Here is a 16,641-nt window from a genome sequence, read left to right on the forward strand (position 1 = left end):
ATCCCATGGACATCACCACCATGCGCATCGTCGCCACCCTGGCATCGATGGCCTGCTTCATTGGCATCTGGGTCTGGGCCTACCGAGGCCGCAACAAGGCCCGGTTCGACGAGGCAGCCCAGCTGCCTTTCGAGACAGATTGACCTTCACCAGAACGAGAACACCCCATGAGTGACTTCACCAGCAATTTCTGGTCGGTCTTTGTGACCACGCTGACCCTGGTCGGCATCATCGCCTGCGGCATCCTGCTTTGGATGGCGGGCCGCAAGAAGGTGGTGGCCACCTCCGACAACACCACCGGCCACGTTTGGGATGAGGACCTGGTCGAGATGAACAACCCCCTGCCGCGCTGGTGGGTGTGGCTGTTTGTCATCACCATCGTCTTTGGTCTGGGCTACCTGGCCGCCTATCCAGGCCTGGGCAGCTTCACCGGCAAGCTCAACTGGACGCAGAAGGGCGAGTACGAAGCCGAAATGGCCAAGGCCAAGACGGAGCTGGAGCCGCTATACGCACGCTTTGCCTCCATGAAGCCTGAAGACGTAGCCGCCGACCCCCAGGCCCACGCGATAGGCGAGCGTTTGTTCATGAACAACTGCGCACAGTGCCACGGCTCGGATGCGCGAGGCAGCAAGGGCTTTCCAAACCTGACGGACAACGACTGGCTGCACGGCGGCACGCCCGAGAAGATCCGCGAGACGCTGGAGAAGGGCCGCATCGGCAACATGCCTCCCATGGCAGCCGCAGTGGGCTCCCCGGAAGACGTGCGTAACCTGTCGCACTACGTGCTGAGCCTGTCGGGCAGCCCCCATGACTCGCTGCGCGCATCGCTGGGCAAGGCCAAGTTTGCTGCCTGCGCAGCCTGCCACGGCATGGACGGCAAGGGCAACCAGGCGCTGGGCGCGCCTAACCTGACCGATGACATCTGGCTGCATGGCTGGGGCGAGGCCGCCATCACCGCCATGATCAACAACGGCAAGGTCAACCAGATGCCTGCACAGGCCGAAAAGTTGACCGAGGCGCAGATCGGCGTACTCTCTGCCTATGTGTGGGGCCTGTCGAACAAGCAGGTGGCTGCACGCTGACCTGGCTGCCGGGCGGTGCGTGAGACGCACTGCCCGGGTTTCCGTTTGAAGGCACCCCTTTTACGCCTTAATTCCGTTCACAAAGCGACACCATGAGCACACCCAGCGAGCCGGCTCGCAAGGTCATCCCGATTACGCCAGTCGCGGCAGATGCGTCGTCTGCGGGCGAGATCATCTCGCTGTACGAAGCGCAAAAGAAGATCTACCCGCGTTCCATCAGCGGCCTGTTTGCGCGCTGGCGCTGGGGCATGGTGTTTCTTACGCAGCTGGTGTTTTACGGGTTGCCGTGGTTTGAGTGGGGCCAGCGCCAGATGGTGCTGTTTGACCTGGGGGCTCGCAGGTTCTACATCTTTGGTCTGGTGCTGTATCCGCAGGATTTCATCTACCTCACCGGCCTTCTGATCATTTCGGCGTTGTCACTGTTCCTGTTCACCGCAGTGGCCGGGCGTCTGTGGTGTGGCTTTGCGTGCCCGCAGACGGTGTACACCGAAATGTTCATGTGGATCGAGCACAAGATCGAAGGCGATCGCAGTGCCCGGCTCCGCCTGGACAACGGCCCCTGGACGTTCGAGAAGATCCGCAAGAAGTTTTTCAAGCAAGTGGTGTGGATCGCGGTGGCCCTGTGGACCGGGTTCACTTTTGTGGGGTACTTCGTCCCCATTCGCGAGCTGGGCAGCGAGCTGCTGGCGTTCCAGGGCAGCTGGCAGATTTTCTGGGTGCTGTTCTACGGTTTTGCCACCTATGGCAATGCGGGCTTCATGCGCGAGCAGGTCTGCAAGTACATGTGCCCTTATGCGCGTTTTCAAAGCGCGATGTTTGACAAGGACACTTTGATCGTTACCTACGACCCTGAACGTGGCGAGCAGCGTGGCCCACGCAAGAAGAACATCGACTACAAAGCCCAGGGCTTGGGTGACTGCATCGATTGCTCGCTGTGTGTGCAGGTCTGTCCCGTGGGCATCGACATCCGCAAGGGTTTGCAGTACGAATGCATCGGCTGCGGCTTGTGCGTGGACGCCTGCAATACCGTGATGGACAAGATGCAGTACCCGCGTGGGCTCATCCGCTATTCGACCCAGAACGGCGTTGCCAAGCACTGGACGCAGTCGCAGATGTTGCGCCGCGTGCTGCGCCCCCGCGTGCTGATCTACAGCGCCGTGCTGGTAAGCCTTTGCGTGGCCATGTTGGCCAGCCTGGTGGTGCGCACACCGCTGAAGGTGGATGTGGTGCGGGACCGCGCTGCGCTCTCGCGCATCGTGGCGGGTGGCAAGCTGGAGAACATTTACCGGCTGCAGATCATGAATGCCACCGAGGGCGAGCAGCGTTATCGCATCAGTGCGCGGGGCCTGGAGGGTCTCGAAGTGGCTTCCGAGGCTGAAGTGGACATTGGCGCGGCAGAGTCTCGCTGGGTGGCCGTGCGTTTGCAGATTCCCTATGGTTCCGCTACGCCCGGGTCGCATGCCGTTCAGTTTGATGTGCAGGCCGTAGGAGCAGCGGCCCATGTCACGGAGAAATCCGTGTTCCTTGTACCGCGCTGAGCGGTATTCCGGTGGGGCCCTTCGGGGCCGCACTTTGACCGATATTGTTGAGGAGTAAAGCACCATGTCTTCAAACCCTGCCATTGCAACCCAGGCGGTAACCGTACCCTGGTGGAAGTTTGGCCATGTGTGGCTGGTGATTGCCGGGCCTCTGATCGTGATCGTGGCGGGCTTTGTGACGCTGTGGCTAGCGATTTCGCGGCCCGACCCCGTGGTGGCGGAGGACTACTACCGCCAAGGCATCGAAATCAACAAGACACTGGTGGCGCCGGAAAAGAGTCTGGCGCCGGCCCTCAAGGCCCGCAACCATGCGGCCACCCCTGTGCAAGACCAACCACGCTGAAACCCCAGGGTCGCACACCCTGGCGACCCCGGCAGCACCAGGAGACAGAACCTATATGTGGACGCAACGCCTGATGTGGATTGCATGGCCCGCCTTTTTGATGGCGGGTGTGCTGGAGATGCTGGTTTTTGCCATGGTGGACCCCCAGGACCTGCACTGGTTCGGGCAGCCTCTGGCGCTGTCGAGGCAGGGGGTGTACACCCTCGCATTTTTTGTGTTCTGGGCCATCACCATGGCCACCAGCGCATTGACCACGCTACTGTCCATGTCCCCGTTTGAGGTCAACCGCTGTCCCGTGCCCGACGGGGAGCGCCCTGACGATTGCCGCAAGACATCGTCGTCTTGCTCCTGAGCCTTTTTCGCCGGTTCATGCGGGCATGCGCTGCATGCCGTTTTAGAAGGGACCGTAGGGCTTTTGTACCGCCCAGACCCTCAGCCGACGAGGGGCCGTACTCAGTGGCAGGTCTGCTGGCTGTTCACAATGCGTCGCAGGGCATCGGTGTCAAGGATGCGCACATGGCGCTGTTTGACTTCCACGATGCCTTCTTCCACAAATTTGGAGAAGGTGCGGCTCACTGTTTCAAGTTTGAGGCCCAGGTAGCTGCCGATCTCTTCGCGCGTCATGCGCAACACCAGTTCTGATTGCGAGAAGCCCCGTGCATGCAGGCGCTGCACCAGGTTGAGCAAGAAGGCCGCCAGGCGCTCCTCGGCACGCATGCTGCCCAGCAGCAGCATCACACCATGTTCGCGCACGATCTCGCGGCTCATGATCTTGTGCACGTGGTGCTGCAGGGCCGTGACTTCGCGGGACAGTTCTTCGATGCGGTCGAAAGGCATGACGCAGACCTCGGCATCTTCCAGGGCCACCGCGTCACAGGTGTGGTGGTCATTCACGATGCCGTCCAGCCCGATGATCTCCCCCGCCATCTGAAAGCCCGTGACCTGGTCGCGACCGTCTTCGGTGGCCACACAGGTCTTGAAAAAACCGGTGCGGATGGCGTACAAGGACGTGAAGGACTCGCCATTGCGAAACAGCGTGCCGCCGCGCTTGACCTTGCGGCGGACAGCAACGACCTCGTCAATGCGCTGCAGTTGCTCTTCGTTCAAGCCCACGGGCATGCACAGCTCGCGGAGGTTGCAGTTGGAGCAGGCGACTTTGATGGTGAGCGGGTTCATAGACACATGGGCTTGGGTTAGCGGTCAAGCATATCGCGCTTGCCGTACACGAACCTGAATACAGAGCGCGGGCAAGCGGCTGACCTTCATCAAATTGTCGCCGTATCGCTTGCGGGTTCACTTGATGCAGGTCAAGGACATGTCCCAGAGCCTACGGCACAGTCAAGGTGTACGCAAGGAAATTTCCCCATGACTGCTGTTTCGCCAGACCTTCTGCGCCGCTTTGACGTGCCAGGGCCCCGCTATACATCCTATCCAACGGCCGACCGTTTCGTGGAGGCGTTTGGTCAGGAAGACTATGTGCTGGCGCTGCAACAGCGCCGCTCGGGCACGCTGGCCAAGGCCATGCCGCTGTCCCTGTACGTGCACATCCCGTTTTGCGAATCCCTGTGCTACTACTGCGCCTGCAACAAGATCATCACCAAGCACCATGACCGCGCCGAGGTCTACTTGCGCTACTTGAGCCGCGAGATCGACCTGCACACGGCGCACTGTGGCGTAGGACAGGTGGTGAGTCAACTGCACCTGGGGGGAGGCACACCCACCTTCCTCTCCGATGCGGGCCTGCGGGAGCTGATGGCCATGCTCAAGCGCAGCTTCACGCTGGCGCCTGGGGGGGAATACTCGATCGAGGTGGACCCTCGCACCGTCAATGCAGAGCGTCTTGCACTGTTGGCTGAACTGGGTTTTAACCGGCTGAGTTTTGGCGTGCAGGACTTTGATGCCGAAGTGCAGAAGGCTGTGCACCGCATCCAGCCTGCCGAACAGGTGTTTGCGCTGGTTGAGTCTGCGCGTTCGTTGGGCTTTGACTCGGTGAACGTGGATCTGATCTACGGCCTGCCGCGCCAGACGCCCGAGTCTTTTGACCGCACGCTGGCCCAGGTGGCGCAACTGCGGCCTGACCGCATCGCCCTGTATGCCTATGCGCACCTGCCAGAGCGTTTCAAGCCACAGCGTCGCATCATCTCTGCGGAGTTGCCCACGGGCGGGAGCAAGCTCTCCATGTTGTCGCGCTCGCTCGATGCCTTCATGGATGCTGGCTACGTGTACGTGGGCATGGACCACTTTGCGCTGCCCACCGACGCCCTGGCCGTGGCCAAGCGCCAGGGGCGCCTGCACCGCAATTTCCAGGGCTACAGCACGCAGCCGGACTGCGATTTGATCGGCCTGGGCGTATCGGCCATTGGCCGTGTGGGGGCAACCTACAGCCAGAACTCCAAGACGCTGGATGAGTACTACGACTTTCTGGACCAGGGGCGGTTGCCCGTGGTGCGGGGGCTGGCGCTCACGCGCGACGACCTGGTGCGCCGTGCGGCCATCATGGCCCTGATGTGCCAGGGGGAACTGCTGTTCGAGCCGATGGAGCAGGCATGGCTGATCGACTTCCGCCAGTATTTCGCGGCGGAGTTGGCCCAATTGGAGGGCATGCAGGAGCAAGGGCTGGTGCGCGTTGGGCCAGAGGGCATTGAAGTGACTGCGACCGGTTGGTTCTTCGTGCGGGGCATCGCCATGGTTTTTGACCGCTATCTGCAGGCAGACCGCAACCGCGCCCGGTTTTCGCGCATCATCTGATACCTATGCTTGCCACGGTCGGCTGGACTGCTCTGCTCATGGGACTCGCTGGCGGGTCCCACTGCCTGGCCATGTGCTCCGCGCCCTGTGGAGCGCTCGTGGGGCAGGGCGGCGCGCCACTGGCGGAGGGCAGTGCCGAGCGGGTGGTGCGCTGGGCGCCGCGTGGCGGCGTACTGCAGCGCACCGTGGCCTTTCATGCGGGGCGCCTGGTGGGCTATGCCAGCGCCGGGGCACTGGCAGCCATGGCCATGGACAGTCTGGCATGGCTGACCCAGCAGACCACTGCGTTGCGTCCCGCCTGGACGCTGATGCACGTGGCAGTGATGGCCTGGGGGCTCATGATGATGGTGCAGTCGCGCCAGCCCGCCTGGGTGGAACAGGCTGGCCGCTCCGTGTGGGCGCGTGTTCGACCGCTGGTCGGAGCGCCAGGCGGCGTGATGGCGGCGGGGGTCCTGTGGGCCCTGATGCCTTGCGGGTTGCTCTACTCGGCCCTGTTGGTCGCGGCGCTCAGTGGAGGGCCACTGGAGGGGGCCCTGACCATGGCCCTGTTTGCCGTGGGCAGCGGGGTCTGGCTGGTGGGCGGCCCCTGGGCTTGGAGCAGCCTTCGCAATCGCCTGAATCTTGCGCGAGCTCAGTGGGGCACGAGGGCCGCAGGCGCCATGCTGTGCGCGGTCGCTGCCTGGGCATTGTGGATGGATCTCATTTACAAGCCATCGCTCTGGTGTCGCTGAGCGGGCGGCGCTGATTTGTCCTGTCACCCTTAATCGCCCGGTGGTTCCAAGCGGGGCGATGCCTCAGCCCAGGGGGCTGCAGTGCTCCAGTCAGGCCCGATTTCTGCCAAGTGTTGCCGGATCGCTGCGCGGTCTGCCGGTTCTTCGCCACGTCACTGGAACTGGTGATAATCTGCGTAACTATTGGTGGCATTGATGTCGCCATGTATCGTGCGCCTGACGTGAACTCATCCATCCTCATCGACATCAGCCAACTGCGTGTCGGCATGTACATCCAGCTCGACGTGGGCTGGATGCACCATCCGTTCCCGACCAGCAGTTTCCGGGTGGCGTCGTCGGAACAGATCGCCACCTTGCGCGAGCTGGGGTTGACCGAGGTACGTTACGTCCCCAAAAAGAGCGATCCAGAACTGCAGGAGCTGGTGCCTGCTGCCTGGAGCGTGCCCGAGATGACAGCCCCACCGCCCAACGGCCTGGATGCGCCCGGGCCTGGGACGGCCACTGTCGTGGACCCCGAGGCGCAGCGTCGCCGTGAGCTGCTGGAAGCACAAAACCGGGCCTTGGCCGCCTGCAATCAGCGTTTCTCAGAAGCCACCCGTCAGTACCAGTCCATGGAGCGCACGGTTTCCGAGCACCCCGACCAGGCCAGGGCCAAGGGGGAAGCGCTGGTTTCGGGGTGTGTTACCGAACTGCTGGAAAACGGCGACTCTGTCATTCGGCTGCTGTCCGAGGGCGTGGGCGAGCGCAACGGATTGCATCCGATCAATGTGATGGTGATTTCGCTGCTGCTGGGGCGATCCCTGGGCATGAAGAGCGAGGAGCTGCACGATCTGGGTGTGGCCGCATTGATCCACGACATCGGCAAGCTCAAGCTGCCGCCCAATCTGCGCCAGCCCACCCCGTCCATGATCCCGATGGAGCGCACACGCTACGAGACCCACGTGGCGGAATCCGTTGCCCTGGCCAAACGCATGGGGTTTGCGGATGCCGTGCTGACGGCCGTGGCGCGTCACCACGAAATGTGCGATGGCAGTGGTTTTCCGCAGCGTCTGAAGGGGCCCGATCTGGGGCGCATGAGCCAGGTCCTGGCGCTGGTCAACCAGTACGACCGTATGTGCAACCCGGCGATGGGGGTGACGGCGCTGACGCCCCACGAGGCGCTTTCCGTCATCTTTGCCCAGCTCAAGGCCCGTTTTGATTCGGTGGTCCTGGGGGCTTTCATTCGCATGATGGGGGTCTACCCGCCCGGTTCCATCGTGCAATTGGTCAATGACCGGTATGCCATCGTGGCCTCGGTCAACTCGTCGCGGCCGTTGCGGCCCAAGGTCATCGTGCACGACCCGCGCGTACCCAAGGATGAAGCGCCGATCCTGGATCTGGAAACTGTCCCTGAACTGGGCATACGGCGCAGCCTTAAGCCCGCACAACTGCCGCGTGACGCGCTGGACTACCTGTCACCCCGACAGCGGATCTGTTACTTTTTTGAGCGAGCGGTCAGTCCCGGCCCTGACGAGGCTGCGGCGTGAACGATCTCCAATCGCTCGGGTGGCTGGATGGCCTGCAGGAGGCCGTGTGGCTCCTGGATGAGGCCAGCCAACACATCCTGCAAGCCAACGCAGGCGCCGCGCGCCTCACCGGGTTGTCTGCCGCCGCCATGCGAGGGCGGTCTGTGCTGGACTTGGCCAGCACGCCCCAGGAGCTGGCGTTCTGGTCGGAGCCAGTCGATGTGATTGCGCAGGGCGTGACTGCCCATACCAGTTTGCTGCGTGCTGATGGCAGCTTGGTGCCGGTGCAACGTTGTGTCCGGCGTGTGCCTTGGGGGGAGGGTGGTAGTACGGTGCTGCTGCTGACCATGCTGGACCGCAGCCTCCAGGAGACCACTGAGCGTGAACTGGAGACACTGTTGTCCGAGCTGCGTGCCACGCTGGATTCTGCCGCTGATGGCATGCTGGTGTGTGGACTGGATCGCCGTGTGCGCGCATTCAACCAGCGTCTGGCCCAGCTGTGGAACCTGCCGCGCCAGTTGCTGGTGGAGCGCGACGATGCGGCGGTGTACGCCTTCATGGCGGACCAGGTGTCGGACCCCCGCTTCTATGCCGAGCGCCTGGCAGCCATCGACCGCGAACCCATGCAGGAGAGCACCGACATTGTCGAGCTGCGCAACGGCGTGGTGCTGGAGATGCGCACGGTGCCGCAGTTCAGCCAGGGCCGTGCGGTGGGCCGTGTGTATTCGTTCCGGGACATCACCCGGCAGACTGAGACACAAGCCAGCCTGCGCTTGGCCGCGCGCGTGTTTGAGTCCAGCCTGGATGCGATCTTCATCGCCGACAGTCAGCACCGCATCATGCGGATGAACCCCGGGTGTGAGCGGCTGGTCGGCCCTACGGCCAAGGGTTTTGAAGGCTGTGTGGCTGCCTCGCTTTTTGGAGGAGGCTCGGACGCCTCCTTCATGGAGCAGGTGCTGCAGGGCTGGGCCAAGGATGGCTTCTGGGAGGGGGAGTTGTGGCTGCCCCGTGACAACGGCGCTTACTGCGCGGTGCAGCTGTCGTGGGTGGCCCTGCGTGATGACGAAGGGCGGCTGGTGCAGAGCATCGGCTTCATGCGCGACCTGACGCTGCAGCATGCCGCGCAAAAGCGCATTGAAGAGCTGGCCTACAGCGACGCACTGACAGGTCTTCCCAACCGTTTGCTGCTCTCGCAACGCGTGGATACCGCCATCCAGGGGGCGCGCCAGAGCGACACCGGCTTTGCGATCCTGTTCCTGGACATGGACCGCTTCAAGATCATCAATGACTCCCTGGGCCACCCTTTTGGAGACCGGGTGCTGCAGCTGGTGGCTGAACGCCTGCAGACCTGCTTGCGGCAAACCGACATGCTGTGCCGTCTGGGCGGGGATGAATTTGTCATCTACCTGCATGGGGGGGATGCATCGGTGGCCGAAAGTGTGGCGCGCCGGATTCTGGACGACATGCTCAAGCCCTTCATGCTCGACAGCATGGGCTTCTCGATCCAGTGCAGTATCGGCATTGCGCTGTACCCGCAGGATGGCGCTACGTTGGACGACCTGATCAAGCAGTCCGACACCGCGATGTACCGGGTCAAGGAGCGTGGGCGCGGCAGCTACGGCTTTTACCAGCCGCAGATGAACGCCAACCTGCTCGCGCGCATGCAGATGGAGCACGCCATGCGCCAGGCGCTGGGTTTGCAGCGCATGGCCGTGCACTACCAGCCCCAGGTCAATATGGCGACCGGGCGCATCACCGGGGCCGAGGCGCTGCTGCGCTGGACGGACCCCGAGTTTGGCGCGGTATCCCCTGCAGTGTTCATTCCGCTGGCGGAAGAATCGGGCTACATCGTGACACTGGGCGCCTGGGTGATGGAGCAGGCGGTGCGCGAGGCCGCACTCTGGATGCACAGCGGCTCGCCCATCATGATTTCTGTGAACGTTTCAGCGCTGGAGTTTCGCCAGCCCGACTTTGTGGACCGCATCACGCGCCTCTTGGCGGTGCACCAGTTGCCACCCACCTTGCTGGAACTGGAGCTGACGGAAACCATCCTGCTGCAGGACGCGCAGGAGATGGAGCAGCGTCTGCGCGTGTTGGCGGACCTGGGCATCGGCCTGGCGATCGACGATTTCGGCACCGGCTATTCGAGCCTGGCCTATTTGAAAAAACTCCCCATCCACAAGCTCAAGATCGACCAGTCTTTTGTGCGTGGTCTGCCCGACGACGACGGCGACCGGGCCATTGTCAGCGCCATCATCAGCATGGGCCGTGCCATGCACATCGAAGTGGTGGCTGAAGGGGTGGAGACTGAAACCCAGCAGGCGGTGCTGCAGCAAATGCAGTGCGAGCACTACCAGGGCTTTTTGTGCGCGCCCGGGCTGCCGGCCGACCGGTTCCGCGCCCTGCTGAGCAAGCCCTTGCCGCTCAAGGCCCAGGGGCGCCACCGGCCTTTGAACACCTGACGCCGAGCGCGCAGATGTTGCGACGCGGCGGACTGCGGAGAGTCCGCCTCTGTATCGGCCTCAGGCGGCCGAAACGCCTTTCCACAGCATGTAAGCCGCCAGGCCAAACAGCAACGACGCAAACACGCGCTTGAGTTGCTTGACGGGCAGGTTGTGGGCCGCTTTGGCGCCTAGCGGGGCCGTCAGCACGCTACAGCTCGCAATCACGCCCAGTGCTGGCAGCCAGATGTAGCCCAGGGAGGCTGGAGGCAGGCCGCTCACGTTCTGTCCGCCAATGGCGTAGCCGATCACGTTGGCCAGCGCGATGGGAAACCCCAGCGCAGCGCTGGTGGCCACCGCGTTGTGGATGGGCACATTGCACCAGGTCATGAAGGGCACGCTGACAAATCCGCCGCCCGCGCCGACCAGGCCCGACAGAAATCCGATCACGCCGCCCGCCGCCACCTGACCCGCGCCACCCGGCATCTGGCGCGTGGGCGCAGGCTTCTTGTCCAGAAACATCTGCGTGGCCGAGAAGCTCACAAACAGTGCGAAGAAGATCGCCAGAAACGAGCCCTTGAGCAGCGCAAACACACCCAGGCTGGCGATGAACCCGCCCAGCACGATGCCAGGCGCCAGGCGCGTGACGATATCCCACCGCACTGCGCCGCGCCGGTGGTGGGCGCGCACGCTGGAGATGGAGGTGAACATGATGGTGGCCATGGAGGTGGCAATCGCCATCTTCACCGCCAAGTCGGGGGACACCTGACGCGCGCCCAGGATGTAGGTCAGGAACGGCACCAGCAGCATGCCCCCGCCGATGCCCAGGAGTCCCGCGAGAAAGCCTGTGGCCAGGCCGAGCACACCGAGTTCAACAATCAGCAGGGGATCGAGCATGGCGGGATGTCAGTCAAGAAAGCACCACAGAGCACGCGGGGAGCCGCGAGAAAATGCCCTGTCACGGAAGCACCAGCGGGTGCTTGCGATAACAGGGCATGGGGAAGAGGGTGTCTGCGAATGCCACCGAACTCTCATCCTGAACCGGGGGTTCAGGTGGGCGAGGGCAGCCTGGCGTTGGGTTCATCTGACGCGAGATGATCACGCTCACCGGACGATGTACCAAGCCCGAGCTCAATGAGCATTGGTTCAAGGAAATATAAAGCCCGACAGCTTCGCAGACCCGTCCATTGTAGGTGCTGCCAGCGGACGCTGTGCGCTCGGGGGCATGTAAAGCCCGCAAGCGGCTGTGACGAACGGGTAAGAGGACGGGTGTAGCTCAGCACACCCACAACACGCAGGCGTCTAGAGCAGGCGCCCGTCATCGCCCAAAGCGTCGTCCAGGCGCTGGACCAGGCTTTGCAGGCGCTGCTGGTCGGTATCTGGCAACAGGCTTTCCTGGTGTCCCGCCATGGGTACGTTGGGGCTGGGGCTTGCGGGCGGGGTGGCCACTGGCTGGGTTGCGGCCGCAAGGTCTGCCGCTTCGCGGTCGGCGATCTCGAAAGCCAGGTTCAGGGCCGCCAGCACGGCGATGCGCTCGCGTGCGCGGACCTTGCCTGCATCGCGGATGCGCGTCATGGCGGTGTCCACGCGTTCCACGGCGTCGAGCAGGCGACTTTCGTGGCCCTCGGGGCAGGACAGCAGATAGCTTTGCTGCAGGATCTGCACCTCGATTTGCTTCATTCGGCTTCTTTCGTGAGCGGCGCGGCAGCGGGCAGGCGTTCGAGCAGGGCATCCACCCGGGCGCGTGCGGCGCTCAAGCGGGATTTGAGCGAATCGCGCTCCTGCGTCAGTGCCGCAACTTGATCAGCCAACAGGGCGTTGGTGCGCTGCAACTCTGCATGTCGCAGCAGCAGGCGTTCCACGCGCTCGGCGATCTGGTCGGTGGGGGACGGTATTGCCATACAGCCCCGGATTGTAGGCTGTGTGGCACCGAGCGGACCTTGGCCCCGTTCTGCAGTGGTGTGCAACACGCAACACAGAAGAGCTCACCGCGCATCACTGGCCGCGCGGGTGTTCTGATGGGTTGTTTACCTGTTCTGCCGCAAAAAGGACGCTTGTAAACGGTCGTAAAATCCCGCTGTTGGTGCTCGCGGCGTGGTTCACATGCCGCAGTTCAACGGGAAGCAGGGAGGCGCCGTACCACCGGTACCCGCCCAGCCTGCGCTGCCCCCGCAACGGTCAGCGGACGAATCACCCGATTCTCTCTCCATCCATAAGCCACTGGGCGCCTTGAACAAGCGCCTGGGAAGGCATTGGGGGGGTGTTCCGCCAGCCCGGATACCGGCCAACACGGTGGCTGCGTGCGCCCTTTTTTGGCGCTGCGCGGCTGTATCACCCACATGCTGGCGGGAGGCCGGCCCGGGTTGTTTGTTGACCTTGATCCCCATGAAAATCCGTACCCTTCGTGCGCGCCCTGTGGCGACGTTGCGCCTGCCCGCCCCACGCCTGGCACTGCTGTCACTGTTGGCTGGCAGCGCCTGCGCCGCTTTCGCACAGACCGCCCCGGCCACCGGCGAGCTGCTGGCGCAAAACCTGCGCGCACCGTCGTTGTCTGAAACGGTGGTGGCAGCCACGCGCACCCCGCAGCCGCTGGCCGACCTGGTGGCCGACATCTCCATCGTGGACCGCGAAACCATCGAAAGCAGTGGCGCCACCGGTCTGGCCGACTTGCTGGCCCGTCTGCCCGGTGTGGAGTTCTCGCGCAACGGTGGCCCTGGCACCACCACTGGCGTGTTTCTGCGCGGCGCGGAATCGCGCTTTACTGCGGTGTACATCGATGGGGTGCGCATCGACTCGCAATCCACCGGTGGCGCGCCCTGGGAGAGCATTCCGCTGGGCCTCATCGACCGCATTGAAGTGCTGCGCGGTCCGGCGGGTGCTGTCTATGGCTCGGACGCCCTGGGCGGCGTGGTGCAGATCTTCACCAAGCGCGGTGAAAACGGCACGGCGCCTTACGTGGGCGTGGGCGTTGGCAGCCACAACACCACCAAGCTCGAGGCAGGGATCAGTGGTGCCAGCGGCACGCTGGACTACGCCCTGGGACTGGCGCGTGATGACAGCAAGGGCTTCAACGCGCGCCCCATCGTTGGACAGAACCCCGACCGTGACGGCTACCGCAGCACGGCAGGCCACGCGCGGGTAGGCCTGCAGGTGAACGCAGTGCATCGCCTCGAAGGCACCCTCATGCTGAACGACACCAACAGCGGCTACGACAGCGGCCTGGGCAAGGACGACCGCAACCTGCACACCATGCACGCGTTGGGCCTCAACTGGATCGCGCAGTGGAGCAGTGCCTACAAGACGCGCTTTTCCATCACCGACTCGCGCGACGAATACGAAACCCGCCCCTCGCCGTACCTGAGCGACACGCGCCTGCGTGGCTACTACTTCCAGAACGAATGGCGCCAGGGAGCGCACCTGGTCACGGCGGCCCTGGAGCGCCGTGAAGATCGGCTGGAGAACAAACCCATCGACGCCAAACGCTCGCAAGACGCGCTGGCGCTGGGCTACGGCTACAACGCTGCAGGCCACACGGTGCAGCTCAATCTGCGTCACGACTCGGACAGCGAGTTCGGTGGCAAGAGCACTGGCAGCGTGGCCTACGGCTACGCCATCACCCCGCAGTGGCGCGCCACGGCGTCGGTGGGCACGGCCTTCCGTGCGCCCACGCTGTACCACCGCTTCAGCGAATATGGCGTGGCCACGCTGCGCCCCGAAAGCAGCCGCAATGCCGAAGTGGCGCTGCGCTACGCCCAGGGCAACAGCACCTTCTCGGCCACACTGTTCCGCAACCGCGTGAGCAATCTGATCTCCTTTGGTGGCGCGGGCACCTGTGCCTCCAGTTTTGGTTGCTATGCCAACACCGCCCGGGCCGAATACAAGGGCGTGACCTTTGCCGGTTCGCACCGGGTGGGCGACGTGCAGTTGCACGGCTCCATCGACCTGCAGCGCCCGCGCGACCTGGACACCGGCAAGCAGCTGGCACGCCGCGCCAAGCAGCACGCCACCTTTGGCGCCGACACGCGCCTGGCAGGCTGGACCGTGGGCGCCGAAGTGCAGGCCTCGGGCCGCCGCTTCGACACCGTGGCCAACACCAACGTGCTGGGCGGCTACACGCTGGTCAACCTGTATGCCAGCACCCGCCTTGCGCGCGACTACACGCTGCTGGCCCGCATCGATAACCTGGCCGACAAGGACTACCAACTGGCCCGCACCTACGCCACCGCAGGCCGTACGGTCTACGTCGGTGTGAAGTGGGCGCCGCAGTGACCCTGGCGACGACCACCGCTGCCCGCTGCCCGGCGCTGCTGATCGCGGCCCCGGCCTCCGGGCAGGGCAAGACCACCGTCACCGCCGCCCTGGCACGCCTGCATGCGCGCCAGGGGCGGCGTGTGCGGGTGTTCAAGTGCGGGCCGGACTTTCTGGACCCGCACTGGCATCAGCTGGCCAGCGGCGCACCCGTGCACCAGCTCGACCTGTGGATGAATGGCGCGGCCGACTGCGCGCAGCGCCTGCACGATGCTGCGCGTGATTCGGACCTGATCCTTATCGAAGGCGTGATGGGTCTGTTTGACGGCAGCCCCAGCGCGGCCGACCTGGCCCGGCACTTTGGGATGCCGGTGCTGGCGGTGGTCGATGCCTCGGCCATGGCGGGCACCTTTGGCGCGCTTGCCTATGGCCTGCGCCACTACCGGCCGGGCTTGCCCTGGGCCGGTGTGCTGGCCAACCGTGTGGGCAGCGCGCGCCATGCCGACATGCTGCGGGACGGCCTGCACGATGCCGATGACTGGATGGGTGCGCTGATGCGGGTGCAGCCCGGCAACGCTCCGGCAACTGCCAAGGCCGGTGCCGCACTGCTGCCCGAACGCCACCTGGGCCTCGTGGCCGCGCACGAGCTGGACGACAGCCTCCAGCGGCTGGATGCAGCGGCCGATGCGCTGGCCGCCACGCCGCTGGGCCAGATGACGCTGGAAGATCTGCAGGGCTGGGCCGTGGACTTCCCTGCGCCCGCGTCGAAGATTGCAGTGCCTGCGCTGCTCGCAGGCCGCACAGTGGCTGTGGGGCGCGATGCGGCTTTCTGCTTCGTCTACGCCGCCAACGTGCAGTGCCTGGAGCAGATGGGCGCGCGCGTGGTGTTCTTCTCGCCGCTGCACGATGCCGCATTGCCTGATTGCGACGCCGTGTGGCTGCCCGGCGGCTACCCCGAGCTGCACACTGCGCAGATCGCGGCCAACACCACCATGCAGGCCAGCCTGCGCGCCCATGCGGAGGCGGGCAAGCCGCTGTGGGCCGAGTGTGGCGGCATGATGGCGCTGTTTGAATCCATCACCCTCGCGGACGGCAGCACGGCCCCGCTGTGGGGCCTGCTGCCCGGCCGCGTGACCATGCAAAAGCGCCTGGCAGCGCTGGGGCCGCAGCACCTGACGGTGGCTGCGCACACCCTGCGCGGCCACACCTTTCACTATTCGACCAGCGCCAGCAGCGCCCCCGTGGTGGCCCGCACGGCGCGCCCCCACGAGGCCGTGGCGCCCGACGCGGGCGAAGCGCTGTACCAGCAAGGCAGCATCCATGCCAGCTACTTCCATGCGTGGTTCCCGTCCAGCCCCGAGGCGGTGGCGCACCTGCTGGGCGGTGGGGGCAACGCATGACTTCGGCCCCGCATTCCATCACCACCGAGCTGATCCTGGGTGGCCAGAAGAGCGGCAAATCCCGCCGCGCCGAACTGCTGGCGCGCGACTGGCTGGCGCAGTCTGCCGACCACCGCGCCGTGCTGATCGCCACCGGCCAGGCCTGGGACGACGAGATGCGCGAGCGCATCGCCCGCCACCAGCACGACCGCGCCGAGCGTGTGCCCGGCCTACAGACGGTGGAAGAGCCGCGCGACGTGGCTGCGGCCCTCACGCGGCTGAGCACGCCGCACACCCTGGTGGTGGTGGACTGCCTCACGCTGTGGCTGACCCAGTGGACCATGCCGCTGGGGTTCGAAACCATGAATTCACAGCAAAAACAGGCGCAAGCGCTAGAGTGGCATGCCCAAGCTGCTATGTTTTTGGAAGCGATTCGGCAATCCCCCGGGCCCGTTGTTCTGGTGGGCAACGAAATAGGCCTGGGGGTCATCCCGATGGGGCGCGAAGTGCGCGCCTTTGTGGATGCGCTGGGCACCCTCAACCAGCAGGTGGCGCAGGTCTGCCCCCGCGTTACGCTCATGGCCGCAGGCCTGCCTCTCAAACTGAAATGAATCTCCCCCTGAGTC

16 protein-coding genes and 1 riboswitch are annotated in these 16,641 nt (G+C 64.5%); of the genes, 12 read left to right on the top strand and 4 right to left on the bottom strand.

The window, feature by feature from the left end; genetic code table 11:
• The first annotated feature begins 5 nt into the window (after window positions 1–5).
• The 5 genes from ACODSM_RS15340 (at window position 6) to ACODSM_RS15360 (ending at window position 3,315) form a co-directional block, all read left to right on the top strand.
• Window positions 6–143: a CcoQ/FixQ family Cbb3-type cytochrome c oxidase assembly chaperone gene (locus ACODSM_RS15340; protein WP_015014811.1), complete on the top strand. Its 138-nt coding sequence runs from the start codon at window positions 6–8 to the stop codon at window positions 141–143.
• A gap of 24 nt (window positions 144–167) precedes the next feature.
• The gene (ccoP, locus tag ACODSM_RS15345) at window positions 168–1,082 is read left to right on the top strand and encodes a cytochrome-c oxidase, cbb3-type subunit III (protein ID WP_015014810.1); all 915 of its coding nucleotides are present in this window, start codon (window positions 168–170) and stop codon (window positions 1,080–1,082) included.
• A gap of 92 nt (window positions 1,083–1,174) precedes the next feature.
• Window positions 1,175–2,620: a cytochrome c oxidase accessory protein CcoG gene (gene ccoG / locus ACODSM_RS15350; protein ID WP_488805878.1), complete on the top strand. Its 1,446-nt coding sequence runs from the start codon at window positions 1,175–1,177 to the stop codon at window positions 2,618–2,620.
• Between the two features lie 64 nt (window positions 2,621–2,684).
• Entirely contained in the window at window positions 2,685–2,963 is a 279-nt protein-coding gene (locus tag ACODSM_RS15355; protein WP_488805879.1) for a FixH family protein, read from the top strand.
• 55 nt (window positions 2,964–3,018) lie between these two features.
• A complete protein-coding gene (locus ACODSM_RS15360) occupies window positions 3,019–3,315 on the top strand; it encodes a hypothetical protein (protein ID WP_015014807.1) in 297 nt (98 codons plus the stop codon).
• A gap of 101 nt (window positions 3,316–3,416) precedes the next feature.
• Here ACODSM_RS15360 and fnr read toward each other — a convergent pair whose 3' ends face one another.
• The gene (fnr, locus tag ACODSM_RS15365) at window positions 3,417–4,139 is read right to left on the bottom strand and encodes a fumarate/nitrate reduction transcriptional regulator Fnr (RefSeq protein WP_015014806.1); all 723 of its coding nucleotides are present in this window, start codon (window positions 4,137–4,139) and stop codon (window positions 3,417–3,419) included.
• A gap of 189 nt (window positions 4,140–4,328) precedes the next feature.
• On the opposite strand from fnr, the gene hemN reads away from it, so the two are divergent.
• From hemN to ACODSM_RS15385, 4 genes are all read left to right on the top strand, one after another.
• The gene (gene hemN, locus ACODSM_RS15370) at window positions 4,329–5,711 is read left to right on the top strand and encodes an oxygen-independent coproporphyrinogen III oxidase (protein ID WP_488805880.1); all 1,383 of its coding nucleotides are present in this window, start codon (window positions 4,329–4,331) and stop codon (window positions 5,709–5,711) included.
• 5 nt (window positions 5,712–5,716) lie between these two features.
• Entirely contained in the window at window positions 5,717–6,442 is a 726-nt protein-coding gene (locus tag ACODSM_RS15375; protein WP_488805881.1) for a sulfite exporter TauE/SafE family protein, read from the top strand.
• A gap of 221 nt (window positions 6,443–6,663) precedes the next feature.
• Entirely contained in the window at window positions 6,664–7,968 is a 1,305-nt protein-coding gene (locus ACODSM_RS15380; RefSeq protein WP_488805882.1) for a cyclic di-GMP phosphodiesterase, read from the top strand.
• A complete protein-coding gene (locus tag ACODSM_RS15385) occupies window positions 7,965–10,409 on the top strand; it encodes an EAL domain-containing protein (protein WP_488805883.1) in 2,445 nt (814 codons plus the stop codon). Before ACODSM_RS15380 ends, ACODSM_RS15385 begins: the two co-directional genes overlap by 4 nt.
• A 60-nt stretch (window positions 10,410–10,469) precedes the next feature.
• Here the strand turns inward: ACODSM_RS15385 and ACODSM_RS15390 are convergent, their stop codons facing one another.
• From ACODSM_RS15390 to ACODSM_RS15400, 3 genes are all read right to left on the bottom strand, one after another.
• On the bottom strand, window positions 10,470–11,285 hold the full coding sequence (locus tag ACODSM_RS15390; protein WP_015014801.1) for a sulfite exporter TauE/SafE family protein: 816 nt from the start codon (window positions 11,283–11,285) through the stop codon (window positions 10,470–10,472).
• Window positions 11,286–11,690: 405 nt separating this feature from the next.
• Entirely contained in the window at window positions 11,691–12,068 is a 378-nt protein-coding gene (locus tag ACODSM_RS15395) for a cell division protein ZapA (RefSeq protein ID WP_488805884.1), read from the bottom strand.
• Window positions 12,065–12,289, bottom strand: a complete 225-nt coding sequence (locus tag ACODSM_RS15400) for a hypothetical protein (protein ID WP_015014799.1) — start codon at window positions 12,287–12,289, stop codon at window positions 12,065–12,067. Before ACODSM_RS15400 ends, ACODSM_RS15395 begins: the two co-directional genes overlap by 4 nt.
• 163 nt (window positions 12,290–12,452) lie before the next feature.
• Window positions 12,453–12,691, top strand: a riboswitch (cobalamin riboswitch).
• Between the two features lie 82 nt (window positions 12,692–12,773).
• Between ACODSM_RS15400 and ACODSM_RS15405 the strand changes: the two genes are divergently transcribed.
• From ACODSM_RS15405 to ACODSM_RS15415, 3 genes are read left to right on the top strand one after another with little or no spacing between them, the layout of a single operon-like run.
• Complete coding sequence (locus ACODSM_RS15405) at window positions 12,774–14,657, top strand: TonB-dependent receptor domain-containing protein (RefSeq protein ID WP_488805885.1); 1,884 nt, start codon at window positions 12,774–12,776, stop codon at window positions 14,655–14,657.
• A complete protein-coding gene (locus ACODSM_RS15410; protein WP_488805886.1) occupies window positions 14,654–16,036 on the top strand; it encodes a cobyrinic acid a,c-diamide synthase CobB in 1,383 nt (460 codons plus the stop codon). The genes ACODSM_RS15405 and ACODSM_RS15410 overlap by 4 nt, the downstream gene beginning before the upstream one ends.
• On the top strand, window positions 16,033–16,626 hold the full coding sequence (locus ACODSM_RS15415) for a bifunctional adenosylcobinamide kinase/adenosylcobinamide-phosphate guanylyltransferase (protein ID WP_488805887.1): 594 nt from the start codon (window positions 16,033–16,035) through the stop codon (window positions 16,624–16,626). The genes ACODSM_RS15410 and ACODSM_RS15415 overlap by 4 nt, the downstream gene beginning before the upstream one ends.
• Window positions 16,627–16,641 lie beyond the last annotated feature (15 nt).

It is taken from the genome of Acidovorax sp. FG42 (assembly GCF_057809195.1).

Coding starts and splice junctions, on each gene's coding strand:
- ccoP (WP_015014810.1), top strand. CDS start 168: ATGAGTGACTTCACCAGCAATTTCTGGTCGGTCTTTGTGACCACGCTG.
- ccoG (WP_488805878.1), top strand. CDS start 1,175: ATGAGCACACCCAGCGAGCCGGCTCGCAAGGTCATCCCGATTACGCCA.
- ACODSM_RS15340 (WP_015014811.1), top strand. CDS start 6: ATGGACATCACCACCATGCGCATCGTCGCCACCCTGGCATCGATGGCC.
- ACODSM_RS15390 (WP_015014801.1), bottom strand. CDS start 11,285: ATGCTCGATCCCCTGCTGATTGTTGAACTCGGTGTGCTCGGCCTGGCC.
- ACODSM_RS15405 (WP_488805885.1), top strand. CDS start 12,774: ATGAAAATCCGTACCCTTCGTGCGCGCCCTGTGGCGACGTTGCGCCTG.
- fnr (WP_015014806.1), bottom strand. CDS start 4,139: ATGAACCCGCTCACCATCAAAGTCGCCTGCTCCAACTGCAACCTCCGC.
- ACODSM_RS15400 (WP_015014799.1), bottom strand. CDS start 12,289: ATGGCAATACCGTCCCCCACCGACCAGATCGCCGAGCGCGTGGAACGC.
- hemN (WP_488805880.1), top strand. CDS start 4,329: ATGACTGCTGTTTCGCCAGACCTTCTGCGCCGCTTTGACGTGCCAGGG.
- ACODSM_RS15375 (WP_488805881.1), top strand. CDS start 5,717: ATGCTTGCCACGGTCGGCTGGACTGCTCTGCTCATGGGACTCGCTGGC.
- ACODSM_RS15355 (WP_488805879.1), top strand. CDS start 2,685: ATGTCTTCAAACCCTGCCATTGCAACCCAGGCGGTAACCGTACCCTGG.
- ACODSM_RS15395 (WP_488805884.1), bottom strand. CDS start 12,068: ATGAAGCAAATCGAGGTGCAGATCCTGCAGCAAAGCTATCTGCTGTCC.
- ACODSM_RS15360 (WP_015014807.1), top strand. CDS start 3,019: ATGTGGACGCAACGCCTGATGTGGATTGCATGGCCCGCCTTTTTGATG.
- ACODSM_RS15415 (WP_488805887.1), top strand. CDS start 16,033: ATGACTTCGGCCCCGCATTCCATCACCACCGAGCTGATCCTGGGTGGC.